Origin of the sequence: Actinomyces acetigenes (genome assembly GCF_031296635.1) — a bacterium.
Lineage (GTDB): Bacteria > Actinomycetota > Actinomycetes > Actinomycetales > Actinomycetaceae > Actinomyces > Actinomyces acetigenes.
On record NZ_JASPFC010000006.1, the window covers coordinates 1 to 22,522 of the forward strand.

The window sequence follows — 22,522 nt, forward strand, 5'->3', positions numbered from 1 at the left end:
TCCACTAGCCCGTGGTGGACCCCCTCAGGCACCGGACACCTCCCCCTCCCAGCAGGCATCCACATCGACGTCCAGGTCACCGTCCCCCTCAACAGCCTGGCACCACCGGGAGACCCCACCGGCAGTGGTGACCCCGGAGGCGGTGAGTGCTTCGAGGGACCCCGCCATCCGAAGTCCGGTAGAGCCAGCCCCAGCAAGAGCCCCACCACCGTCACGCCCGATCCTCTCCACAGCCCAGCATCCCGGGGCAACGGGCGGAGTCTGCCCACCACTGGCGGGAGGAGTCTGCCCACTGCCGGCGGGAGGACTCTGCCCGAACCCGCCCCGGCCGCTCCCGTCTCCCAGCCGGCCGCCTCGTTCTCCGCTGATCCCGCCTCTCAGTCCACCGCCTCAAGCTCCGCCGCTGCGGGCGGGGTTGCTCAGGTGCGCATCGGGGCGCGCAGCGCGGCGGTGCCGGCCATGACTGCCTGGGCCCTGGCGGCCGGCGGGACCTGGAAGCGTCTGGTCACCGACCCGGTCAGCGGAGTCGTGATCGACGTGGGCCGCACCCGCTACCGTCCCCCGGCGGGCCTGGCTGACCTGGTGCGTGCCCGCGACCGGGTCTGCGTCTTCCCTACCTGCCAGACCCCAGCCGAACGGTGCGACATCGACCACCTCACCGCCTGGAGCCAGGGCGGGACCACCAGCCTGGACAACCTCGTGGTCTTGTGCGAGGCCCACCACCGCCTCAAGCACACCCCCGGATGGGCCCTCACCCGCGACCAGGCCAGCGGGACCCTGTCCTGGCACACCCCCGACAAGACCGTCTACCAGCGCCACCCAGACGGCACCATCACCCGCCACCCCAAGAGGGTCGGCCCCCACCAGTACCTTGTTCCCGGCACCGTCATACCCAAGGACCTGAGCAAGCAGATCAGCCCCGACATCATCAACCGCCTCAACCGGGCCCTTGACAGAGCACTCGACAATCCGGCCCACAACCACACCAGTCTCAGCACCAACACCAGCCGCAGCGGCAGGGCCCGCCTCGTGACCCGCGGCCCCCAACCCGGCCAGAAACCCGGAGACTACGAGACCACCCCCTACCCGCAGGCCGCCCACACCCTCGGACTCGCCCCCCTCATCGACCAAGCCCCACCCTTCTGAACCATCAGGTGCCACGGACAGACATGACCAGTCGACACCGCTATGCCGAGCTCCACGCCCACTCTGCCTACTCCTTCCTCGACGGGGCCAACGAGCCCGACGACCTGGCCTCGGCCGCCGTCGAGCTCGGTCTGGAGGCCCTCGCCCTGACCGATCACGACGGAGTCCCCGGCATCGTCAAGCACGCCCAAGCAGGCCGCGCCCACGGCCTACCCACCATTCACGGCACCGAGCTCACCCTGGCCGACGGCTCCCACCTGCCCGTCCTGGCTCGCAACCCCACCGGCTACCGACGCCTGGTGTCCGCCATCTCCCGGCACAACCTGGACGCAGGGCAACGTCAAGAACCAGCCCACGACCTGACCACGCTAGCCTCGGCTCTCCGCACCGACCCCACCGGCCAGACCGAGGCAGCAGCAGGGACCTGCCTCGTCCTCACCGGAACCGCCAACGGCCCCCTGCATCGGGCCCTGGGCGATCCTCATCGCCCCGACACCTGGGACCTGAAGGCGGCAGACGCCTGCCTGGGACGTTTGACCGAGCTCTTCGCCGCGCCCGACCGAGGCCGTCCCCCCAGTACCGGCCCCACGACCATCGCTCACCGACAGGCTGAAGGAGATGCTGCAATCGGCCTGGCCGTTGAGCTCACCCTGGACGGAGGCCCCACCGACGCCGCCCTCACCGATGCCCTGACCCGGCTGGCCCACGACCACCGGCTGCCCCTCGTGGCCACCGGTGCAGTGCGCTGCGCCCGCCCCACCGACGCCCGCCTCGCCGACGTTCTCACCTCAACCCGCCTGGTCACCGACCTGGAGGGTGCCCGCGGTCACCTGCCCGCCATCGGCCGCTGGCTGCGAGGAGCCCAGGACATGGCACGGCTCCACCGACGCCGCCCCGACGCCGTCGACCTGGCCGCCGAGCTCGCCGCAGACCTCGCCTTCGACCTGTCCCTTATCGCCCCGGACCTCCCCGACGCCGATGTCCCGGAGGGACACACTCCTGCCAGCTGGTTGCGCGAGCTCACCCGCCAGGGCGCCACCCGCCGCTACGGCACCCCGCAGGAGCACCCCCGAGCCTGGGAGGTGCTCAACCACGAGCTCGAGGTCATCGAGTCCCTGGGATTCCCCGGCTACTTCCTCATCGTGCACGCCATCGTCGAGTTCTGCGCACAGTCGGGAATCCTGTGCCAGGGGAGAGGCTCGGCGGCCAACTCCGCAGTCTGCTACGCCCTGGGCATCACAGCCGTCGACGCCGTCAGGCACCAGATGCTCTTCGAGCGCTTCCTGTCCCCAGGGCGAGCCGGCTACCCAGACATCGACCTCGATATCGAGGCCTGCCGCCGCGAGGAGGTCATCCAGCACGTCTACTCCCGATACGGCAGAGAACGTGCCGCCCAGGTCGCCAACGTCATCTCCTACCGCCCCCGATCCGCAGTCCGCGACGCCGCCCGAGCCCTCGGCCACCCCGCCGGCGTGCAGGACGCCTGGGCCAAGCAGATGGAGCGGTGGACCTCGGTGCGCCCCGGAGGACTGACCGGGCAGAGCGACGAGGTCCCCGAGCCAGTCCTCGACATCGCGGAGAAGCTGCTGCGACTGCCCCGCCACCTGGGGGTCCACCCCGGAGGCATGGTCCTGTGCGGCCGCCCTGTCACCGAGGTCTGCCCGGTGCGCTGGGCCGCCATGGACAACCGCTCGGTCCTCCAATGGGACAAGGACGACTGCGCCGAGGCCGGCCTGGTCAAGTTCGACCTCCTGGGCCTGGGGGCGCTCACCGCCCTGCGACTGGCCTTCACCACACTGGCACAGCGGGGGCAGACCGTTCCCGACTCCGTGACGGAAGGGGAGCTGCGCACCTCCCAGTCCGGCCGTCCCTGGGGGCTGCACACCCTGCCCGAGGAGGACCCGGCCGTCTACCGGCTGCTCACGGCCGCGGACACGGTCGGGGTCTTCCAGATCGAGTCGCGTGCCCAGATGGCCACCCTGCCCCGACTCCGCCCCCAGACCTTCTACGACATCGTCGTCGAGGTCGCCCTCATCCGCCCCGGCCCCATCCAGGGCGACGCCGTCAGCCCCTACATCCGCCGCCGGCTGAAACGCGAGGAGGTCACCTACCTGCATGAGTCCCTCAAGCCCGCCCTGACCAAGACTCTGGGAGTACCGCTCTTCCAGGAGCAGCTCATGCAGATCGCCGTCGACGCCGCGGGGTTCAGCCCCGCCGAGGCCGACACCCTACGTCAGGCCATGGGAGCCAAACGATCCATCGAGCGCATGGACGCCCTCCGCGACAAGCTCGTGGCCGGAATGAGGTCCCGGGGCATCGACGCACCCACCGCGGAGACGATCTACAGCAAGTTGAGGTCTTTCGCCGAGTTCGGCTTCCCCGAGTCCCACGCCTTCTCCTTCGCCTACCTGGTCTACGCCTCGGCCTGGCTCAAGGCACGCAAGCCTGAGGACTTCTATGCCGGGGTCCTAGCCGCCCAGCCCATGGGCTTCTGGTCCCCGCAGTCCCTGGTTGCCGACGCTCGCCGTCACGGTGTGCGCGTCCTGCCCGCGGACGTCAACCGCTCACTGGCTCAGGCCACCGTCGAGCGGCGGGAGGACCGCCGGGATACCAGCGGATCAGACCAGTGGGAGCCGTTGAGGCCCCATCCTGCCGCCCCGTCTGCTCTGGACGTCCACGACGACCTCGCAGTGAGCCTGGGCCTGGCCCCCATCAAGGGACTGGGGGAGCGGGCCGCACAGGCCATCGTCACCGAGCGCCGTGCCCACGGCCCCTACCGGGACCTGGCTGATCTTGCGCGACGCGTGAGCCTGAGCCGCTCCCGCCTTGAGTCGCTGGCGGTCTCAGGAGCCCTGGACAGTCTAGGTGTGGAGCGCCGTCAGGCCCTGTGGGCCGCCGGAGTCCTCTCCGATGAGCACGGCCGACGTCGTGGCGCCTCCCGACAAGGGCAGGGCGCGTGGTGCCAGCCCACGCTTCCGGGAACTGCTGTCGGTGCTCAGGCCCCGACCCTGCCGACCATGACCGACCGCGAGCGCCAGGCCGCCGACCTGAGCCTGACCGGAGTGTCCACGCAGGGCTCGCCCCTGAGGCTGCTGCGCCCCTCACTGGCCGCCGACGGCGTGCTGAGCACAGCCGACCTGGCAGATCAGGAGCATGGGAGCCGGGTACGGGTCGCCGGCGTCGTCACCCACCGGCAGCGCCCCCACACGGCTTCCGGCATGATCTTCCTCAACCTGGAGGATGAGACTGGTCTGCTCAACGTCGTCTGCCGAGCCGGCATGTGGCGTCGCTACCGCAGCATCGGCAGACGCGCTGTCGCCCTCATCGTGCGCGGCACCGTTGAGAAGGGCGACGGAGTCATCGCACTCATGGCCGATCGTCTCCAGGTCCTTCCCGGGGTCCCGAGTACCGGCAGCCGGGACTGGTGCTGAGAGCGGCGGCCCTCACCCCTTGCGGGAGGAGTAGGCGGGCAGCTCACCCGTGACCGGGGCGTCCTTGGTGTGCAGCTCGGAGTAGACGGACCAGAGCACACTGATCAGCGGGACCGCGACGATCGCGCCGAGCAGGCCGGCGGCGTAGGTCCCCAGGGCGACGCCGATGATCACCACCACAGGGTGCAGAGAGACCTGACGTCCCATGATGAGGGGCTGGAGGATGTGCCCCTCGATCTGGCCGATCCCGGCCACTCCCACGCCGACAACAATCATGGTGACGAAGCCCCCGGAGGCCAGGGCCACCACCATGGCCACAAGCATCGCCAGAGGTGCACCGATGATCGGGATGAAAGCACCGATGAACACAAGCACCGCCAGGGGGGCCGCCAACGGGATCCCTACCAGCTGGAGGAAGATCCCGGCCATGATGGCGTCGGTGAGCGCCACCAGCACGGTGCCGCGGGCGTAACCGGCGAAGGTGTACCAGCCGGCGCCCGCGGCCCGGTGGGTCGACTCCCGCATCGTGGCAGGCAGCTCGTTGAGGAACCAGCGCCACATCCTGCCCCCGGAGGCCAGGAAGAAGATCGTGACGAACAGTGCCAGGGCCAGGACCGTGAGCACATCGACGACCGCACCGGCGTTGGACAGCACCTCCGAGGCCAGGGACGGGGCGTTGGACTGCAGATAGTGCTGCCCCTGGCGCAGCCAGAGCTGGAGCTGGTGATAGATCTGCTGCTGCGTCAGGTGCAGCGGCCCCTTTTCCAGGAAGTCCATGATGGTGTTGAGGCCATCACCGAACTGGGATGCCAAGGAGCTCCACTGGCTGGTGACCGAGGTGACCACGTACGTGACCAGCCCGGCGATCGCACCGATGGTGGCGAGCAGCGCCAGGAAGGTCGCCGGGTATCGGGGCATGATCCTGGCGAAGAGGTTGACCATCGGCTGGAGGATCGAAGTGAACACCAGTGCCATGAACAGGCCGATGAAGACCGGGATCACCTGCGAGGTGGCATAGAAGACAAGGCCGATGACAATGATGATGCCCAGTCCCAGCCAGGCCCCTATGCCGCCCCGCACCAGCCAGGAGGGCAGGGAGTCCATGACTGAGGAACGGGTCGTGACCGTCTCGGGGAAGGAGACCGAGGGGGCCACGCGCACATGGGTGGTGGATACCGGGGGAGAGACCGGCCTGGTCGCCTCCTCCTCCGGGTCCGACTCCCAGTGCAGCTGGTAGTCGCGGTCAGCCTGCCTGCGTCTCTCCGCCCAGTCGATCCCCCGGTCCAGCGCCGTACGGGCGCCCTTGAGCCGACTCAGCAGGCCACTGCTGCTGAGGATCTCTCGGGTGGACCTCTTCTCCGAGTCACGTTCTTGAGCCGTCTGGAGGGAGTCGGGGTTCTGGGAGGACTTGGGGACTTCGGCCGACGCGTCCTGAGTCGGCTCTTGTGACGGAGAGCTGTTTGTTGCCATGGGGTGAACGATCAGTCCTTCGCTGGAAAACGGGCTGACGAAACACGTCCAGCCTACTAGCGTGGCCCCATGACCGCCCCGAATGTCGGCAATCCGACGCACCCCGCCGTGATGAACCAGATGCGTCTGCCCCGCTCCGCTGCGTTAGGGCCAGGGCGGGGAGGGCAGCAGAGGCTTCTTATTGACGCCCCGGCCGGAGCGGCGGAGATCTACCTTCACGGCGCTACCGTGACCTCCTGGGTCCCGCGCGGCGCCTCAGAGGTCATTTTCACCTCACGGCAGGCGGTCTTCGACGGCGCCACCGCCATCCGTGGAGGAATCCCCCTGTGCCTACCGGAGTTCGGCGTCGGCATCAACGGCGACGCCGTACCGAAGCACGGGTGGGCCCGCATCGCCCCCTGGCGGCTGCTAACGGTGACCGCCACCGACGGCGGCGGTGTCCGAGCTCTTCTCAGCGTCAGTCGTGACCGCCTGACAGCGCTCTACGAGGTCGAGGTCGGTGAGACTCTGCGCCTGGGACTTAGCCTGCGCAACGAGGGGACCGAGCCCCGCACGGTGGAGGCGGCCGCCCACACCTATCTCTCAGTCCACGACGTCACCGCCAGCCGCATCAGCGGGCTCGCAGGCGCCCCCTACAGCGACAACCTGGCTCGCAGTCCCCAGGAGGCCCGCCACGTCCAGGAAGGCGATGTGACGATAGGCGGCCCCGTGGACCGCATCTATGACTCCGCCGAGCCGATCACCGTCACTGATCCTGGGCATCAGCGCACCATCGGCATCGACAAGCGCAACGCGCCCTCAACGATCGTGTGGAACCCCTGGTCCACGTACAGCGCCCCGCTGCCGGACATGGCCGACGACGAGTTCCCTGCCATGGTGTGCGTCGAAAGCGGGGCGGTGCGAGAGCACGCACCCACCATCGAGCCCGGGGCGAGCTGGTCCATGCAGGTGACCTTGAGCGTCGAGAGCACCGCAGTGTGATGGGAAGCACTTGAACGTGGCTTGGTGGCCTCGGTGGCCGTCATGCTAAGTTTCTCTGCGTCGCCAGGGCGAGGTCCTGGCCAAGCCGCTGAAAGGCGGAGGAGACAGCACAAGTCCGAGTGGCGGAATAGGTAGACGCGCTAGCTTGAGGTGCTAGTGCCTTATTAAACGGGCGTGGGGGTTCAAGTCCCCCCTCGGACACCACCAATAGATGATCCCCGGAACCAGAAGGTTCCGGGGATCATGCGTTGTCCCTCAGGGAGTTTCGCTTAGCTCCACTCAGGGCGGTAGAGGTCGGGGCGGGACTCCAAGCAGAAGAAGACCAGGAGCACTATTGAGCCGCCAGGAACGAAAGCGATGAGCAACCAGAGCCCCGACTTTCCATTGTCGTGCAGGCGCCGTACCGCGATGGCCAGGCTCGGGACAAATGTAGCCGCCCCATAAAGCATGATGAGAAACCCAACCACAGAGCCCACGATGGTGGCTCCGGAACTGTCTCCTGCCTCACCAATGGCAAGGAGGGTCAACAACAGGAAGTAGAGACCCATCACAACAAGGCTGTTGAAGAGTACAACCCACCAGTACTCGGAGCGGGACGCATAGCCGCGGAACTGGGCGTAGCGCTGGAAGTAGCGCTTGACGGCCTCACCGAAGCTCGCACCAGGCAGTGGGGCGATGTCGGGTGTCATAGGCGGGGGCCCGAACTGTCCGAACTGGTTGGGCGCGCCGTAGGGGGCGGGGCCGCCGGGATAGGGCATGGGACCGCCGTATGGTGCCTGGCCGCCGTAGGCCGGTTGGTCGCCGTATGGTGCCTGGCCGCCGTAGGGTGCGGGGCCGGTTCCGTAGGACATGAATCCTCCATGTAAGACGGGGCAGGGAGTGACGGGCGCGGTCATGGCTGAGAGCACCCGGGCTGATGCGCTTTCTGGTGTCAGATCGGCGTACGAGTCACAGCCTAAGGGTAGAGGGGAGGGCTCGTCACGTTGGCCCCTTCCAGCTGTGGTGGGGAGTACTCCCTATGTCGGGTCACAGGACACCCTCCTCGGTAGAGTGGGCCGTCATGCATTCCGCCACCCCACTGAGCAGTCCTCCTGATGCGCGGCGCAGTCCCGAGCTGTTACGCGCGCGCCGGGGTCTGTCTAGTGTTTCTGGCCAATGGCCTGGGATTCGCCAATTTGGTGCCGCGTTTCCCACAGATCGTGGCGACGCTGGGGCTGAGCAAGAGCGCCTTCGGGCAGGCGGTGGCCGCAGCCAGCGTCGGCGCTCTCGTGGCGGGGCTGGCCGCGTCATGGCTCATCTCCCGCCTGACCTCGGCCAAGGTCGCCAGCCTGGGCATGCTCGTGGTGGCTCTGGCTCTCCTTGGAGCTGGCCTGGCCCGTTCGTGGATCGTCCTGGCGGTCTGCCTGCTGGTTGTGGGTGGGACGGACTCCATCGTCGATGTCGCGCAGAACGCTCACGGGCTGCGGGTTCAGCGCCGTTGGGGCGCCTCCATCGTGACGAGCTTCCATGCCTCGTGGTCACTGGGGGCGGTCCTGGGAGCCGCCATGGGGCAGGCCATGGCCGGAGCCGGAGTGGGGCTGGGAACCCACATGGTGCTGACGGCGGTGGTGCTGCTTGTCCTCTCGGCAGGCCCCCTGCTCGCAGGGTGGTTCCTGCCCGGTCACGACCGCACTGATCGCGCCCCCGACCAGTTTGGGGAACTCGACGGCGGCGTCGAGGTGGGGCCGCTGACCTCCTCTCATCGCACCCGGCCGGTCACGGTACTCGTGCTCCTCGTCGTCAGTCTGCTGTGCGCGGCCTCGATGTTCCCCGAGGACGTCGCCATGAACTGGTCCTCCCTGCTCCTGTCCGAACAGGGTGCCGGCGCCGGTCACGTCGGGCTGGGGCTGGTGGCCCTTCAAGGAACGATGATCGTGGGGCGCCTGGTGGGTGACCGCATCATCGACGCTGTCGGCCAGCGAGCCGTGATCGCCTGGGGCGGAGCGCTGGTCACCGTCGGAATGGGCATCGCCCTCCTGGTCTCCTCCGTTCCCGGGACGCTGCTGGGGATGGCGATCTCCGGGGCGGGGTGCGCCGTCGCCGTCCCCGTGTCCTACTCCGCCGCCGACGACGTCGAGGGGCTTCCACCCGGGCTGGGACTGACCATCGTGTCCTGGCTGGCCCGTCTGGCGGGCCTCCTGGCACCGCCGGTTGTCGGCCGGCTCGCCGACGATCACGGACTGTGGGTGGCTCTGGCCTACGGCCTACTGGGTGGCCTCATCATGGTCACCTGCTGGCCGGTCCTGCGCCGTAGGCCCGCGGGGACTCAGAGCAGTCCTGCCTGATGGCGCAGCTTGCTGTCCTTCTTCTGAATCCACTGCCTGCCGATCACAACGGTGGCGAGTGCCGCAGCGGTGACGACCAGAGCAAGGACCGAGTTCCATATCAGTGCGTGGGTGTGGGCCTCCTGCGAGGAGGAGCCGGTCGAGAACGCAGTCTGATTCAGCATCACAGAGGCGAATACGGCGAGAACAGCCACGACGAACTCAACCAGGAACACGATCGCAGCAAGGTTCCAGTAGCGCTCGCGCCGGCGCGCATCGCACCACGCGGGCAAGGAGGCGGTGTCAACATCCTCCCAGCTGAGCTCTCGAGGCTCTTCCCCTCCGGGCATCGTGCTGGGATAAGAGACGAGGAGCCGGTCGCACCGCTTGGAGGTGTGGGAGACGATCGCGCCGAAGACGCTGACGCCGAAGAGCAAGGGAATGAGTGTGAGCTGCCCGGCCGCGATGAACAGCAGGAAGATCAAAACCCCCACGGTCAGGAAGACTGAGGCGAAGACGGTCATGCCGACCAGGGCGCGCCGCCCCTGCCTGACGCGCTTGGCGACGTCGTAGGCATCCGGCCATGGGGGACCCATGCGCCCGTCACGGGTGACTCCTCGCGTGAGGGAGACTCCGTTCGGGTGAGTGATGAGATCCCGGCGCTGGCCCGCCTCAATGTCCAGGGGGCGCGATGAGCCGGGCTCCTGCCCCGCCAGCTGGGTCAGGGTCTGACGCAACAGCCCCCACTGCTCCTCGGCCACGAACCTCGGAGTGCGCAGGGCCCAAGCGGCGCGAGCGCAGGTGACCGCGATGGCGAGTGTCACGAGGGCGAAGATGCTGGGAAGAACTGTGAAGACCTTCTGGATACCGGCGAAAGGATCGCCCGGGGGCGCGATGGAGGGGCTTCGGTGGAAGGCGGTGGCGAGGTACAGGCCGATTCCCGCCAGTCCCAGTGAGGCGGCGGTCTGCAGCAGTCGCAGCAGCATGCCCCCACTGAGCTGAACGGACAGCGCCGCCGTGCCCGGGTCGTAGGCGGCGATAGCGTGGTCTACGGCTTGACGAACCTGCTGCTCACTTGCCGCACTAGCCGGAATGGACAAACGCTCCTTGACGAGGGCAAGGCCGGTCGGAGACCCCAGACCAGACTCGAAGCTCGGAATGTCATGGTGCTCCACGTAGCCGCGATGAGCTGAGTCGAAGGTGCTTCTCGTGTGCATGCTTTCCACACGGGCAGGGACCCGCTGCTCGACCGTGATGACATCGCCGCGTCTGCGGACTCGCACCGAGGGCAGCATCCAGCGGGGAATAGCGGGACCATGGCGGCGGCTCTCAGGCGTGGGGGCGGTAGTCACTCAGGCTCTTCTCGTTGGGGGACATCATCCTCGAGCATAGGCCCATGAAATGACCCGGGAGAGGAATTCGGGCGGCTCTTCACGAGAGAGGCGAGGCAGAGGCGTTAGCATCGGCCTCCATGGACTCCTTTGAGATGACCGTTGCTGCTGACGGTGACCTGCCCGCACTGGTCCTGTCGGTCCCGACCGGCGACGACCTCGACCGCATCACCGAGATCTGCCAGGACGCGGACATTCAGGAGTGGACCTTCGTCCCTCGCAACTATCAGCGCAGTGACGCGCAGTTCTTCGTCGAGCAGGTTGTGGCCAAGGGCTGGAGCGAGGGACGCGAGCTCACCTGGGCGATCCGCGAGGCCGATGCCGGTGCCTCTCCGGACCTAGTGGGCATGCTCGGTATCACCCTGAGTGGCCCTGAGAACGTTCGGACCGGCGAGGTCGGCTACTGGCTCGCTGCTGCGGCGCGCGGGCGCGGCACCATGACCCGCGCCGTCGCCGCCCTCATCGATACGGCCTTCGACCCGAACGGCCCCCTGGCCCTGTCCGCGCTGAGGTGGCGCTGCGACATCCATGAGACGAGCCATGGGCTGGTGCCCAACTGGGCCTCCTGGAAGGTGGTCTGGTTCCTCGGCTTCCAGCGGGAAGGGCGAGTGCGCCGCTTCCTGCCCAATGACGGCCGGCTCCATGATGGCTGGATCGCCACCCTGCTGCCCGAGGATCCGCGTGAGCCGCGAGTTCCCTGGGACGGCCCCGTTGAGACAGACAGCGTTCTTCCCCTCGTAGCGCACGACGGCGTCGGAGAGAGGGAGGGCGACGACCCCGAGGCCCTGGTACGGCGCTTCCACCACGTCTATGGACTTCCCGTCCAGACCGACGGCGCCAGCCTCGAGCGCGAGAGTCTCGACATGCGCATGAGTCTCATCGCCGAGGAGTTCTCCGAGCTCGTCGGCGCCGTCTACGGGCAGGCGGCGCGCGCCGAGATCGAGTCGAGCTACCGCCGCGCCGTGGCCGCCGACGACGGCGCTCGCGACACCGTCGAGACCGCCGACGCCCTGGCGGACCTCATCTACGTCATCTACGGCATGGCCCTGGAGACCGGGATCGACCTCGCATCCGTGCTCGCCGAGGTGCAGCGCTCCAACATGTCCAAGCTGGGTGCCGACGGCAAGCCGGTCTACCGCGAGGACGGCAAGGTCCTCAAGGGGCCGGACTACTTCCCTCCGAACGTGGAGGCGGTGCTGCGCAGTCGCCGCCTGCGCTGAGAAGAGACCTTCGACACAGCTATAACTATACTGCACGTAAAGTACAGTTCTGGGTGTGGCTCGTACTCCTGGACTTCGCGCCCAGCGCGGGAGCCCTCATCGCCGCCCGAGCCCTGCTGGGCGTCGGCGGCGCCACGATCATGCCCTCCACCCTGTCCCTCATCCGCAACATCTTCCCCGACGCCCGCCACCGCACCACCGCCATCGCCATCTGGTCGGCTGGCAGCTCGGGTGGCACCGCCCTGGGACCCCTGGTCGGTGGAGTCCTGCTCGAACACTTCTGGTGGGGCAGCGTCTTCCTCATTAACGTTCCCGTCATGGCGGCCGTCATCGTCACGGGCCTGTGGGTCCTACCGGAGTCCAAGAACGATCAGGGAGTCCCGGTGGACCTGGCCTCCGCGGTCCTGTCGGTCCTGGCCATCGTGCCGATCACCTACGCCGTCAAGTCCTTCGCGCACGACGGCCTCACCGTCATCGCAGTAGCAGCACTGGCGGGCGGCCTGGCCGCCGGATGGCTGTTCATCAGGCGTCAGCGCACGCTGGCCACGCCGCTGATCGACGTCGAGCTCTTCAGACGACCCGCATTCACCTGGGCGATTGCGGCCACAGTCCTGGCGATCTTCGCGTTGGCAGGCCTGCTGTACTTCTTCTCTCAGTACCTCCAGCTCGTTCGGGGCTACTCCACGCTCCGAGCGGGCCTGACCGAGCTGCCCTCGTCACTGGCCTCCCTCGTCGTCGTCGCGGTCGTCACCGCGGTGGTACGCCGGCTCGGCAACGGCCGGGCGCTCGGAAGCGGCCTGCTCATGGCCGCGGTGGGACTGATTGTCGTCGCGCTGGGGGAGTCCTACGGTGGAATCGTCGTCATCTGCGCCGGCCTGCTCATCATCGGCGCAGGCATCGGCCTGGCCTTCACGGTCTCCACCGGAGCAGTCTTGGGGGCGGTGCCGGCGGACCGGTCCGGAGCGGCCTCGGCCATCTCCGAAACCGGTCTCGAGCTGGGCGTCGCCCTGGGCATCGCGGTGCTCGGTACGATTCAGGATGTCGGCTACCGGCTGCTGCTCGGGCGGGTTCCCTCCAGTCTTCCGCGGCGGGTGGCAGAGGCCGCCGAGCAGTCCCTGGCCACCCTGGCGGGTGCCATCGACCCGGGCGACCCCGGGCAGGCCGAGCTGATGGTTCAGGCCCGAGAGGCATTCACCCGCGCCATGCAGGCCACGGCCGTCATTGCCGCCGTCATCCTCCTGGTGGCGGGCGTTATGGCGGCACGCCATGTTCCGGCCACGAGCGAGACGAGTGAGGAGACCGCATGAGAACCTCGAAACGCGACCGCATCATCACCGGGGCGCTCGAGCTGGCCCACCGTGACGGCTTCGATGCCCTCACCTTCGACGCCCTGGCCGAGCACGTCGGACTGACCCGAGGCGGAGTGATCTACCACTTCCGCACCAAGACCGAGCTCTTGGAGGGTATCGCTGCAGCCTTCCAGGAGCGGTGGCGGGCTGCGGCGCTGGAAGCACTGGGCAAGCCGCTGGAGGAGGCGAGCCGGGCCGAGCGCATCGAGGCCCTGACGCGCTCCGTCCTCGACGGCGAGATCCTCCCTGGAGAGGTCAGTTTCATGCTTTCGGCCACGCCGGAGGCGGAGATGCTCAAGGAGACCTGGAACACGCTGCGCCGGGAGTGGGTGGGTGAGATCCGTGAGCTCAGTGCCATGCAACGCGTGGCGCTGCTGGCCGTGGACGGATGGTGGGCCAACCGCGCCTTCGACACTGACAGTCGGGACCCCGATGCCCCCGAGGTCGCGGAGCTCATCGTGTCCCTGGTGGTGGGAAACCCGCCCGGCCAGAAGCTCGTCAAGCCTTCCGATAAGGACCAATGACCCACCGGTGTCTGCACGTTGCGCTTGAGAAGGCCCGGGGTCATGGCACGATGGGCCCATGAGCGAGACCACTGACGGCACTGACCTCCCGGAGTCGAACGTCTTCGCCAAGCCGTGGCCGCTCGACCTTGGCCTGCCCGGCTTCACGGCGGTGGACCACGCCGACATCGAACCGGCCATCCGTGCCGGGATGGCTGCCGAGCGCCAGGAGTGGGAGGCGATCGCCACCAACGAGGACGCACCCACGATCGCCAACACCGTCGATGCTTTGGAGCGATCCGGTGAGCTGCTGGAGCGGGCGCTGACGGTGCTGGACGCTCTGACCTCCGCCACCGACTGCCCGGACCTCGACGAGCTCGAGGAGGCCCTGGCCCCTGAGCAGGCGGCCCACTCCGACGCCTATCACCTCGACTCCCGTCTTTACCGTCGCTTCAAGGTCCTCGATGAGATGGTGACCCAAGCTCCTGAGGGGCAGGCCGTGCGCGACGCCGACGGCACCGTCATCGACGCCGAGGCCGCCCGCCTCATCCGCCTGACCGTCGAGGAGTTCGAACGCAACGGCGTCGGCCTGGACGAGGCGGACACGCACAGGCTCAAGGAGATCAACGCCCGCGTCAACGCGCTCAAGACGCGCTTCTCCGTCCTGGTCACCGAGGCCATGCACGCCGCTGGGGTCACTAACGTCACGGTGCCGCCGGCCCTGGCCACCACCCGGCCCCACGGCGCCAGGCTCGCTCTGCTGGAGACGTCCGTGAGCCGAGGACTGGGGAAGCAGAGCACCCTCGGTGACACCCGCGGCATCGTTCTGGAGCTCGCCCGGCTGCGCGCCGAACGGGCCGCCCTCCTGGGCTTCCCGCACCACGCCGCCCTCGTGGCCGCGGAGTCAGCCGCCCGAACCACCGAGGCGGTCTCAGAACTGCTCGGCCGGCTCACGCCGCCGGCCATGGCCAACGCCCGCGCAGACGCGCAGATCTATGCCGCCCGCATGGACCTCGACCCGCAGACCCAGGCCGGTGAGACCTTCGGTCCCGCCGACTGGCCCCTCTACGAGGCCGCTGAGCGCAAGGAGCGCTTCGGCGTCGACGACGAGGTCCTGGCCCCCTACCTGGAGCTGTGGAGCGTGGTCACCAAGGGCGTCTTCTACGCCGCCAACCGCCTCTACGGCATCACCTTCCACGAGCGCGAGGACCTGGCAGAGCACATGTACGCCCCGGGCGTGAAGGTCTGGGAGGTGCGCGACGGCGAGGACTCGCAGGCACCGGTTCTGGGCCTGTTCGTCGGCGACTACTACGCCCGGGCGGGCAAGTCCGGCGGTGCCTGGATGGACAGTCTCGTCACCGGCTCAACACTCACCGGCCGCAAACCAGTCGTCATCAACTGCTGCAATATCGAGCAGCCCACCTCCGGCCCGGCCCTGCTGACCTGGGACGAGGTCATCACCTGCTTCCATGAGTTCGGGCACGCTCTGCACGCCCTGCTCTCCCAGGTCCGTTACCCCTCGGCCTCCGGAACAGCCGTGCCCCGCGACGTCGTCGAGTTCCCCAGCCAGCTCAACGAGAAGTGGGCGCTTCACCCCGAGGTGCTGGCCTCCTACGCGCGCCACGTGGACACCGGCGAGCCTCTCCCGCCTGAGCTCGCCGAGCAGCTGCGAGGCCAGGGCGCCTTCGGTCAGGGCTACGCCACCACCGAGTACCTGGGGGCGGCCCTGCTCGACCAGGCCTGGCACACCCTGCCCTCCGGCGAGGTCCCGACGCGCATTGATGAGGTGGAGGACTTCGAGCACCGGGCCCTGGCCCGGGCCGGAGTCGATGACGCGCTCGTGCCTCCCCGCTACCGCACCACCTACTTCTCCCACGTCTTTGCCGGGGGCTACAGCGCCGCCTACTACGCCTATATCTGGAGCGAGGTCATGGACGCCGATGCCGTCGAGTGGTTCACCACCGATGGTGCAATCGACGGCGATCTCGGCCTGAACCGCCAGGCCGGAGAGATCTTCCGCCGCGAGTTCCTCTCCCGCGGCGACTGTCGAGACCCTCTGGTCTCCTACCGCGCCTTCACCGGACGCGACCCCGGCATCCTGCCTCTTCTTCGACGTCGTGGACTGGCCTGATGGACGCAGTTCGCATCTTCACCCTCTCATCACCGGAAGGAACATAATATGGCTCGCGTCACCATCGTCGGCGGTGGATACGGTGGTATCACTGCTGCCAAGGCCCTCGACGACGTCGCCGAGGTCACCCTCGTGGAGCAGAAGGACACCTTCGTCAGCCACGCCGCGGCGCTGCGCGCGGCGGTCGACCGTGACTGGGCGGAGAAGATCTTCCTGCCCTATGACAGGCTCCTGACCAACGGGCGCGTCGTTCACGGAACGGTGCTGACGGTGCGAGGCACCACCGTTGAGGTCTCCGGTCACGGACCGATCGAGGCCGACTACCTGGTGCTGGCCACCGGGACCGCCTACCCCTTCCCCGCCAAGCACATGGAGTCCTCCTCGGTCATCGCCAAGGCCCGTATTGAGCGCGTTCACGCCAACCTCGAGCAGTCCTCACGAGTGCTCATCGTGGGCGGCGGCGCTGTCGGTGTCGAGCTGGCCGGTGAGATTACCTCGGCTTTCCCGAAGGTCAAGGTGACCATGTTGGAGGCCGCCGACAGGATCCTGCCCGCCGGCGACTACAAGCCGGAGATCCGCGAGGCCATCTCCGACCAGCTCACCCAGCGGGGGGTGGAGATCCTCACCGGTGACTCCCTCAGCTTCCTGCCCCCGGTCGATGTCGGCGTGCTCTCACCCTTCCGGGTCACCACCCAGGGCGGGCGCCAGCTTGAGGCCGACATGTGGTTCCGCGCCTACGGCTCAGCGGCCGCCACCGGATTCCTCGGTGAGGACTACGACGAGGTGCGCCACTACGACGGCACGATCCGCGTCGACGAGTACCTGCGCGTGGTGGACCACCCCGGTGTCTGGGCCATCGGCGACATCACCGACGTGCGTGAGTCCAAGCGTGCCGACGCCGCCCGTGCCCATGCCCGAGTCGTCGCCAGCAACATCGCCGACATCATCGCTGGCCGTGAGCCCTCTGCGACCTACACGCCCGGAACCGAGCGGATCATCCTGCCCCTGGGGCCCGACGGCGGTGCCTCCCAGATCCTGCATGACGGCGTGCGTGTGGTCGTCGGCCCTGAGGAGACCAGCAAGCTCAAGGGGGAGGACCTCTTCCTGGGCTTCATCCGTCAGGAGCTGGGAGTCGAGTCGGAGGCCTGATCGGGTACGACCGGGCGCGACGCTGCTGGGCAACGCCGTCCGCCTGTGCGCTGCGCGGGGGATAGCCGGTAGTGTGTCCCACATGACGAACGATCCGCGGTCCGCGCTCAACCGACTCATTGCCGCCTTCGAGGCGCACCTGGATGCTGCCGCGACCGGTGACGAGCTCTCCCCGGCCGTGGTCGCGGCCGAGAACGCCCTCCAGGACGCCTTCTTCACCTACGACGACTCGCTGTTCACCGCATACGGCATCGAGCTGCCCTTCGAGGCCTTCGACTCCGATGGCGACGATGAGGACGACGATGACGATGAGGAGGACTATGACGACGGCGAGTACGACGAGGATGACGACGACTACGACGACAGTGATGATGACGATGATGAGGACTATGACGACGAGGACTGACTGAGGTCCTCTCGGTTATTCCTCTTTCAGCAGCGGGGGCCGCACACGATGTGTGCGGCCCCTGTGTTGCCTTGCGGCTCAGAAGCGCTCGGGGTAGCCGAGCTGGATGGAGGTGACCTCGTCCAGGGCGTGGCGGATCTGCACCGGAAGCTCCAGGTCGTCGGCCGACAGCACGCCCTGGAGCTGGGCCGGAGTACGGGCCCCCACAATGGTCGAGCTGATCCCGGGGGCGTCGCGGGCCCAGGCGAGCGCGACCTCGGCCGGCTTACGGTCCAGGCCCGAGGCGGCAGTGGCCACGGCCTCAACCACACCCCGGTGTGAGTCGCCCAGGTAGGGGGACACATAGGAGCGCAGGTGAGGGGAGGCGGCCCGTGAGTCCGGTGGAATCGTCGCCCGGTACTTGCCGGTGAGCACGCCCCTGCCCAGGGGCGCGTACCCCAGGATGCCGAAGCCCAGGGCCTGCGAGGCGGGCCGCAGCTCGCGCTCGATGCCCCGGGAGAGCAGCGAGTGCTCCACCTCGACGGCCGCCAGCCCCGGGCCTCGGCCGCACTCGCTGAGCAGGTCATGCATGCGCACCGATGCCCAGGCGGGGTGGTTGGCGATGCCCACGTACCGGGTTCGCCCGGAGGAGACGGCCAGGTTCAGGGCGTGGGCCGTCTCCTCCAGGGAGGTGCTGGGATCGGGTACCTGGACCAGTAGGAGGTCCAGGTGGTCGGTGCCCAGGCGGGCCAGACTGGTGTCGAGCGTGTCCAGCAGTGAGCCGCGGGAGGCGTCGGCCACCGAGGACCGCTCCCCGGTGCGCCAGGTGCGCACCCCCGCCTTGGAGACCAGGACGAGGTCCTGGCGGTCGACGTGCTCACGCAGGAGCGCCCCGATCACCTCCTCGCTGACGCCCTCGCCGTAGGAGGCGGCCGTGTCCACGAGCGTGCCCCCGGCATCGAGGAAGATGTCGAGCTGTTCCTTGGCCTCGAGCTCATCGGTGTCCCGGCCCCAGGTCATCGTGCCCAGGCCCACAGAGGACACGCGCAGGCCGGTCCGGCCGAGTCTCCTGTGCTCCATAGGCCTAACCGTAGCGGCTCGGGCTACCTGTGCACGGTGATGGACCAGGCCGCGTCGCCGGCGATGGAGCGCTGGATGCCCAGGACCAGGAGCACGCCCCAGTCGAGTCCCTCGACCTCCCCGGTGACGATGAGGTTCACCAGGTTCGACGACGCCGTCGTGATCCCCAGCCCGTCCGGGCGCCCCGACGCCCAGGACGTGGGCCAGGACGATCCCGACTCCGACCCTGCCGAGGTCAGGACGGCGACTCCGACCGCCTGAAGGTCATGTCCTGCAACCGACGGCTTCTGGTCGTCGCAGTTCCGGGAAGGTGATCGAGATCAGGCAGCGGTGCGGCGGGCGCTCAGGAGGCGGGTGATCCCGTCATCGGGCACCTGCGGTGTGGTGCCGCCGAAGAGCGGGCACTGGGCCTGGAAGGCGCACCAGTCGCACAGCCGGGAGCGGTGGGGGCGGAAGGAGCCGCTGCGAGCGCAGTCCTCGACCTCGTCCCACAGGTGCGCCAGGCGCGTCTCGGTGCGTTCCAGCTCGGCCAGGCGAGGATCGTGAGTCAGGACCCGCCCGTCCTTGAGGTAGACCAGCTGGAGACGGGCCGGCGCCCGACCGCGCAGACGCCACAGCACCAGCGCGTAGAAGCGCATCTGAAACAGCGCCTCCTCCATGAAACGTGTGCCGGGGCTGCGCCCGGTCTTGTAGTCGACCACTCGCATGGCGCCGTCGGGCGCCACGTCCAGACGGTCCACGAAGCCCCGCAGGAGCAGGCCGTCACCGGTCTCGGTCTGGACGAACAGCTCGCGCTCGGCCGGCTCCAGGCGCTGGGGGTTCTCCAGGGTGAAGTAGGTGCGAATGAGTCCGCGGGCCTCCTCCAACCAGGTCTCCACGTGGTTGGCGTCCTCGAACAGGTCCATGACCTCCGGGTTCTTGTCCCGGTGGGAGGCCCACTGGCCGGGCAGGAGCTCGAGGGCCGCCTCCGGGAGACGATCCGAGGCCGGAAGATCGTAAAGCCGTTCCAGCACGCCATGAACCACGGTGCCCTTGTGCGTGGCCAGTGAACCGGGCTCGGGGAGGCGGTCGACCGTGCGCAGACGAAACATGAGCGGGCACTGCATGAAGTCCTTGGCCCGGGAGGGGGACAGGGCCGCGCGGCGTCCGCCGCCCGAGCCTCCCCCCGGACGACCACTGGCACCCGGACCGGTGGGCCTGACGCCGGTCCGGGGCGATGAGCTGGATGCGGTGAGCGGCTCGTGGGACATGGGCATGACGCTACCGCGAGGAGGTGACGCGGCGTCGGATCTGGCTGGAGGGGGTGGCCTTCCTCCACAGACCGCGCCTGTGGGGAGAGTCCTCCGCGGCTGTGGCCGCCGAGTGGATGCGGTGCCCCGCTGCCGACGGCGTTAGGCTCGCGCCCATGCCTGCCTCCACATCCACCGGCGAGTGGGTCATCGCCCGCGTCGGCGGCGCCCCCGTCGTCATCTCGCCGACCTCTCTCCTGCTCGGCCTGCTCATCGCCGGCAGCTGGTACCCGCTGGTCTCCTCAGCCCTGGGCGCCTTCGGGACCACGACGGTGCTGCTGGTGGTGGTCTCCACGGTCCTGGGCGTTGCGGCCTCGGTTCTGCTGCACGAGCTGGCCCACGGACTGTCCGGAACTCTCATGGGCAGGCGCCCCACCCGTTACGAGCTCTACCTGTGGGGCGGGCGCACCTCCTTCGGACCGGCACGCGAGTGGACCGCGTGGAAGGACCTGGTCACCTCCCTGTCAGGACCGGCCACCAACCTGCTCCTGTGGCTGATCGGAACCGTGGTGCAGGACTTCGTGAGTCTGTCGGTTCCCGTCGCCTTCACCATATGGGCCGTGACCCTGGTCAACCTGGCCCTGGCCGTCTTCAACGCCCTGCCGGGTCTTCCCCTCGACGGCGGCTACGCCCTGGCCGCGCTCGTGGTCCAGGTGACCGGTAATCGTCGGCTCGGTCTCAAAGTGGCCGGCTGGGGCGGGCTGGCTGTGGTCGGCGGTGTCGTGTGGTGGTGGATCCTGCGTCCACTCGTGCTGTACGGCCGCCAGCCCGACGCTTTCAGCCTCATCCTGGTTGTCATGGTGGGCTGGTCGATCGTGGCCTCCAGCTGGCAGGTCCTCGAGCTCGGGGGAGGAGCCCGGGCCGCCTCGAAGCTGGACCTGCGCGAGCTGTCCAGGCCCCTGCGCGTCGTCGGCCCCGACACACCTGTGTCCCAGGCGCGTGAAGCGTTGGCGCAGGGAGCCGCACTCGTCCTTGTCACTGACGGGCCCGAGCTGGTGGGCACGATCGATGAGGCATCCCTCAAGGAGCTCGGGCTGTCGGGCGCAGCAGGCTCAACCCCCACGCTTGGGGTGAGCGCCAGGCAGGTTTGCACGGTGCTGCCGGCAGCGGCGGTGACGACGGAGCTCACCGGCCAGGCGGCCGCCGACGCCATGAAACGAGCCCGGGAGGTCTCACGCTGGCTGGTGCTCGTGGAGGCGGGGAGCCTGGCCGGCGCGGTCCCCACCGGCGCGCGCTGAGCGATCGCGGGGGCCACAGCGATCAGCCGCTCGATCAGCTCAGGAGTGGAAGCTCTAGGTCGTAACTTGACAGTCCCTTGACGGTCGAGGTGATGGGGGCGACCGTCACCTTGGTCATGCTTGCGCGGACGGTGTCCCGAGTCAGGACGAGGACGGGGCGGGTCTTGTCCAGGTGAGCCAGGCAGATTTCTCTCACGTCTTACTCGTCCAGCGTGAAGGAACGGGCCGACCACGAGACCAGCTCATCAAGATCGTTCGAAGTGCCGCACTGCTCCAGAATCCTCACGTCATTGAGGGCCGCCTGTCGGCGCATCTCTCGTTCAAGCGCTTGAGCCACGAGCGCAGCACGACTTGGAGTGCGTCCCTGAGAAACTGCGTCGTCGAGAAAGGTGACCATGTCGTCTGGGAGCCGGACGGCGATCTGAACAGACGTACTGCCATGATACCGAGGTGCATCCCATAGTGGGATGCGGGGATGTATGGAGCGGTGGTCATACAGTGGGGTTATGACGGAACAAGACCCCGGTGTCGTGTACTGCTCCCACTTCGCCGCCAACCGCGCCAACTGGGACGACCGCGCTACCCTCCACGAGGCCTCCGGCTACGGCATCGCCGAGCTCCTCGCCTCGCCCACAGCGCTCACGAAAGACGTCACCGATGACCTGGGACGTCTGGGGGATATAAGCGGCCTCGACGTCATCCATCTCCAGTGCCACCTGGGGCTCGATACCATCAGCTTGGCCCGGCTGGGAGCGCGACGCGTCGTCGGCCTCGACATGTCCCCGCGCTCGTTGAAGCGGGCCCGGGAGCTGGCACGTCGGGCCGAGGCCCGCATCGAGCTGGTCGAGGCCAACGTCTATGCGGCCCGTGAGGTTGTGACCGGTGACTTCGACCTGGTCTACACCACGCTGGGCGTCCTGTGCTGGTTGCCTGACATCGACGCCTGGGCGCGTGTTGTGGCCTGCCTGCTGCGCCCCGGCGGACGCCTCATTCTGCGCGATGACCACCCCGCCTTCATGGCTGTGGGAGACGATACCTCCCACGGGCTTACCCTCCATGAGCCGTACTTTCAGAGGCACGAGCCCATGACCTGGGAGAATGAAGGCTCCTACGTGGAGACGCCTGAAGGCGCAGCGCCGATCGCCCACACCCGCAGCCACCAGTGGAACCACTCGGTGGGGGAGATCCTTACCGCGCTGCTGGGGGCGGGCCTCGTCCTGGAGGAGGTGAGCGAGACCCGTGTGAGTGCCTGGCGCCGCTGGCCCGACCTCATGGGGCCCTGCGAGGAGGGCTACCGCTTCACCGACCCGGCGATGCGCGACATGCTGCCTCTCCAGCTGGTCGTTGTCGCCCGCCGGCCATGACCAGCTCGTCGAGCTCATCGGAGATGCCTTGACGCTCCAGGACTCCCGCGCCGTTGACGGCTGCCTGCCGGTGCATTTTTCTTTCAGATGCC

20 protein-coding genes, 1 tRNA gene and 1 pseudogene are annotated in these 22,522 nt (G+C 68.3%); 13 read left to right on the plus strand and 9 right to left on the minus strand.

The genetic code is table 11. The annotated features are described in order from the left end of the window. Both RIV14_RS03435 and RIV14_RS03440 read left to right on the plus strand, forming a co-directional pair. The coding region (locus RIV14_RS03435) for an HNH endonuclease (protein ID WP_309324865.1) at positions 1 to 1,146 on the plus strand (1,146 nt) is incomplete at its 5' end. Between the two features lie 23 nt (positions 1,147 to 1,169). Continuing rightward, positions 1,170 to 4,577 carry an error-prone DNA polymerase gene (locus RIV14_RS03440; RefSeq protein ID WP_075372617.1) on the plus strand — a complete coding sequence of 1,136 codons (3,408 nt, stop codon included), beginning with the start codon at positions 1,170 to 1,172 and terminating at the stop codon, positions 4,575 to 4,577. Positions 4,578 to 4,589: 12 nt separating this feature from the next. On the opposite strand, the gene RIV14_RS03445 is transcribed toward RIV14_RS03440, so the two are convergent. Continuing rightward, positions 4,590 to 6,047 carry an AI-2E family transporter gene (locus RIV14_RS03445; protein WP_075372616.1) on the minus strand — a complete coding sequence of 486 codons (1,458 nt, stop codon included), beginning with the start codon at positions 6,045 to 6,047 and terminating at the stop codon, positions 4,590 to 4,592. Between the two features lie 69 nt (positions 6,048 to 6,116). Here RIV14_RS03445 and RIV14_RS03450 point away from each other — a divergent pair, with 69 nt between their 5' ends. Continuing rightward, the gene (locus RIV14_RS03450) at positions 6,117 to 7,028 is read left to right on the plus strand and encodes a D-hexose-6-phosphate mutarotase (RefSeq protein ID WP_075372615.1); all 912 of its coding nucleotides are present in this window, start codon (positions 6,117 to 6,119) and stop codon (positions 7,026 to 7,028) included. Between the two features lie 113 nt (positions 7,029 to 7,141). Continuing rightward, positions 7,142 to 7,232, plus strand: a tRNA-Leu gene (locus RIV14_RS03455). A gap of 65 nt (positions 7,233 to 7,297) precedes the next feature. Here the strand turns inward: RIV14_RS03455 and RIV14_RS03460 are convergent. Continuing rightward, positions 7,298 to 7,879 carry a DUF805 domain-containing protein gene (locus tag RIV14_RS03460; protein ID WP_075372614.1) on the minus strand — a complete coding sequence of 194 codons (582 nt, stop codon included), beginning with the start codon at positions 7,877 to 7,879 and terminating at the stop codon, positions 7,298 to 7,300. A 327-nt stretch (positions 7,880 to 8,206) separates the two neighbouring features. On the opposite strand from RIV14_RS03460, the gene RIV14_RS03465 reads away from it, so the two are divergent. Further along, entirely contained in the window at positions 8,207 to 9,352 is a 1,146-nt protein-coding gene (locus tag RIV14_RS03465; protein ID WP_256699302.1) for an MFS transporter, read from the plus strand. On the opposite strand, the gene RIV14_RS03470 is transcribed toward RIV14_RS03465, so the two are convergent. Further along, on the minus strand, positions 9,334 to 10,548 hold the full coding sequence (locus RIV14_RS03470) for a hypothetical protein (RefSeq protein WP_256699301.1): 1,215 nt from the start codon (positions 10,546 to 10,548) through the stop codon (positions 9,334 to 9,336). The genes RIV14_RS03465 and RIV14_RS03470 overlap by 19 nt on opposite strands. A 254-nt stretch (positions 10,549 to 10,802) precedes the next feature. Here RIV14_RS03470 and RIV14_RS03475 point away from each other — a divergent pair, with 254 nt between their 5' ends. The 6 genes from RIV14_RS03475 to RIV14_RS03500 all read left to right on the plus strand — a co-directional run bounded on the left by RIV14_RS03475 (position 10,803) and on the right by RIV14_RS03500 (position 17,480). Next, positions 10,803 to 11,942, plus strand: coding sequence for a bifunctional GNAT family N-acetyltransferase/nucleoside triphosphate pyrophosphohydrolase family protein (locus RIV14_RS03475; protein WP_075372612.1), 1,140 nt, complete (start codon positions 10,803 to 10,805; stop codon positions 11,940 to 11,942). A 53-nt stretch (positions 11,943 to 11,995) separates the two neighbouring features. After that, on the plus strand, positions 11,996 to 13,249 hold the full coding sequence (locus RIV14_RS03480; protein ID WP_256699300.1) for an MFS transporter: 1,254 nt from the start codon (positions 11,996 to 11,998) through the stop codon (positions 13,247 to 13,249). Beyond that, positions 13,246 to 13,815, plus strand: coding sequence for a TetR/AcrR family transcriptional regulator (locus tag RIV14_RS03485; RefSeq protein ID WP_075372611.1), 570 nt, complete (start codon positions 13,246 to 13,248; stop codon positions 13,813 to 13,815). The genes RIV14_RS03480 and RIV14_RS03485 overlap by 4 nt, the downstream gene beginning before the upstream one ends. A 58-nt stretch (positions 13,816 to 13,873) precedes the next feature. After that, complete coding sequence (locus RIV14_RS03490) at positions 13,874 to 15,925, plus strand: M3 family metallopeptidase (protein WP_075372610.1); 2,052 nt, start codon at positions 13,874 to 13,876, stop codon at positions 15,923 to 15,925. Positions 15,926 to 15,973: 48 nt separating this feature from the next. After that, entirely contained in the window at positions 15,974 to 17,074 is a 1,101-nt protein-coding gene (locus RIV14_RS03495; protein ID WP_075372609.1) for an NAD(P)/FAD-dependent oxidoreductase, read from the plus strand. Positions 17,075 to 17,156: 82 nt separating this feature from the next. Next, positions 17,157 to 17,480: a DNA primase gene (locus RIV14_RS03500; protein ID WP_070659005.1), complete on the plus strand. Its 324-nt coding sequence runs from the start codon at positions 17,157 to 17,159 to the stop codon at positions 17,478 to 17,480. A gap of 78 nt (positions 17,481 to 17,558) precedes the next feature. Here the strand turns inward: RIV14_RS03500 and RIV14_RS03505 are convergent, their stop codons facing one another. From RIV14_RS03505 to RIV14_RS03520, 4 genes and pseudogenes are all read right to left on the minus strand, one after another. Next, positions 17,559 to 18,539: an aldo/keto reductase gene (locus tag RIV14_RS03505; protein WP_075372608.1), complete on the minus strand. Its 981-nt coding sequence runs from the start codon at positions 18,537 to 18,539 to the stop codon at positions 17,559 to 17,561. Positions 18,540 to 18,613: 74 nt separating this feature from the next. Then, a pseudogene (locus RIV14_RS03510) lies at positions 18,614 to 18,748 on the minus strand (YeeE/YedE thiosulfate transporter family protein); the annotation flags it as partial. Positions 18,749 to 18,859: 111 nt separating this feature from the next. Next, entirely contained in the window at positions 18,860 to 19,789 is a 930-nt protein-coding gene (locus RIV14_RS03515) for a RecB family exonuclease (RefSeq protein WP_256695102.1), read from the minus strand. Between the two features lie 10 nt (positions 19,790 to 19,799). Continuing rightward, a complete protein-coding gene (locus RIV14_RS03520; RefSeq protein ID WP_178387867.1) occupies positions 19,800 to 19,946 on the minus strand; it encodes a hypothetical protein in 147 nt (48 codons plus the stop codon). Between RIV14_RS03520 and RIV14_RS03525 the strand changes: the two genes are divergently transcribed. Then, entirely contained in the window at positions 19,945 to 21,066 is a 1,122-nt protein-coding gene (locus RIV14_RS03525) for a CBS domain-containing protein (RefSeq protein ID WP_075372628.1), read from the plus strand. The two genes, RIV14_RS03520 and RIV14_RS03525, sit on opposite strands and share 2 nt — an antisense overlap. Before the next feature lie 34 nt (positions 21,067 to 21,100). Here RIV14_RS03525 and RIV14_RS03530 read toward each other — a convergent pair whose 3' ends face one another. After that, positions 21,101 to 21,262: a type II toxin-antitoxin system PemK/MazF family toxin gene (locus RIV14_RS03530; protein ID WP_081381850.1), complete on the minus strand. Its 162-nt coding sequence runs from the start codon at positions 21,260 to 21,262 to the stop codon at positions 21,101 to 21,103. 3 nt (positions 21,263 to 21,265) lie between these two features. Continuing rightward, positions 21,266 to 21,631 (minus strand): YlcI/YnfO family protein, encoded by a 366-nt coding sequence (locus tag RIV14_RS03535; RefSeq protein WP_309324870.1) that lies wholly within the window; start codon positions 21,629 to 21,631, stop codon positions 21,266 to 21,268. Between RIV14_RS03535 and RIV14_RS03540 the strand changes: the two genes are divergently transcribed. Beyond that, on the plus strand, positions 21,573 to 22,430 hold the full coding sequence (locus tag RIV14_RS03540) for a class I SAM-dependent methyltransferase (RefSeq protein WP_075372606.1): 858 nt from the start codon (positions 21,573 to 21,575) through the stop codon (positions 22,428 to 22,430). The two genes, RIV14_RS03535 and RIV14_RS03540, sit on opposite strands and share 59 nt — an antisense overlap. Positions 22,431 to 22,522: the final 92 nt, after the last annotated feature.

Excerpts from the sequence above, each read along its gene's own strand:
- RIV14_RS03540 (WP_075372606.1), top strand. The coding sequence starts at position 21,573 with ATGACGGAACAAGACCCCGGTGTCGTGTACTGCTCCCACTTCGCCGCC.
- RIV14_RS03460 (WP_075372614.1), bottom strand. The coding sequence starts at position 7,879 with ATGTCCTACGGAACCGGCCCCGCACCCTACGGCGGCCAGGCACCATAC.
- RIV14_RS03505 (WP_075372608.1), bottom strand. The coding sequence starts at position 18,539 with ATGGAGCACAGGAGACTCGGCCGGACCGGCCTGCGCGTGTCCTCTGTG.
- RIV14_RS03525 (WP_075372628.1), top strand. The coding sequence starts at position 19,945 with ATGCCTGCCTCCACATCCACCGGCGAGTGGGTCATCGCCCGCGTCGGC.
- RIV14_RS03515 (WP_256695102.1), bottom strand. The coding sequence starts at position 19,789 with ATGTCCCACGAGCCGCTCACCGCATCCAGCTCATCGCCCCGGACCGGC.
- RIV14_RS03450 (WP_075372615.1), top strand. The coding sequence starts at position 6,117 with ATGACCGCCCCGAATGTCGGCAATCCGACGCACCCCGCCGTGATGAAC.
- RIV14_RS03470 (WP_256699301.1), bottom strand. The coding sequence starts at position 10,548 with ATGCACACGAGAAGCACCTTCGACTCAGCTCATCGCGGCTACGTGGAG.
- RIV14_RS03490 (WP_075372610.1), top strand. The coding sequence starts at position 13,874 with ATGAGCGAGACCACTGACGGCACTGACCTCCCGGAGTCGAACGTCTTC.
- RIV14_RS03500 (WP_070659005.1), top strand. The coding sequence starts at position 17,157 with ATGACGAACGATCCGCGGTCCGCGCTCAACCGACTCATTGCCGCCTTC.
- RIV14_RS03440 (WP_075372617.1), top strand. The coding sequence starts at position 1,170 with ATGACCAGTCGACACCGCTATGCCGAGCTCCACGCCCACTCTGCCTAC.
- RIV14_RS03495 (WP_075372609.1), top strand. The coding sequence starts at position 15,974 with ATGGCTCGCGTCACCATCGTCGGCGGTGGATACGGTGGTATCACTGCT.
- RIV14_RS03475 (WP_075372612.1), top strand. The coding sequence starts at position 10,803 with ATGGACTCCTTTGAGATGACCGTTGCTGCTGACGGTGACCTGCCCGCA.
- RIV14_RS03520 (WP_178387867.1), bottom strand. The coding sequence starts at position 19,946 with ATGGGCGCGAGCCTAACGCCGTCGGCAGCGGGGCACCGCATCCACTCG.
- RIV14_RS03445 (WP_075372616.1), bottom strand. The coding sequence starts at position 6,047 with ATGGCAACAAACAGCTCTCCGTCACAAGAGCCGACTCAGGACGCGTCG.
- RIV14_RS03485 (WP_075372611.1), top strand. The coding sequence starts at position 13,246 with ATGAGAACCTCGAAACGCGACCGCATCATCACCGGGGCGCTCGAGCTG.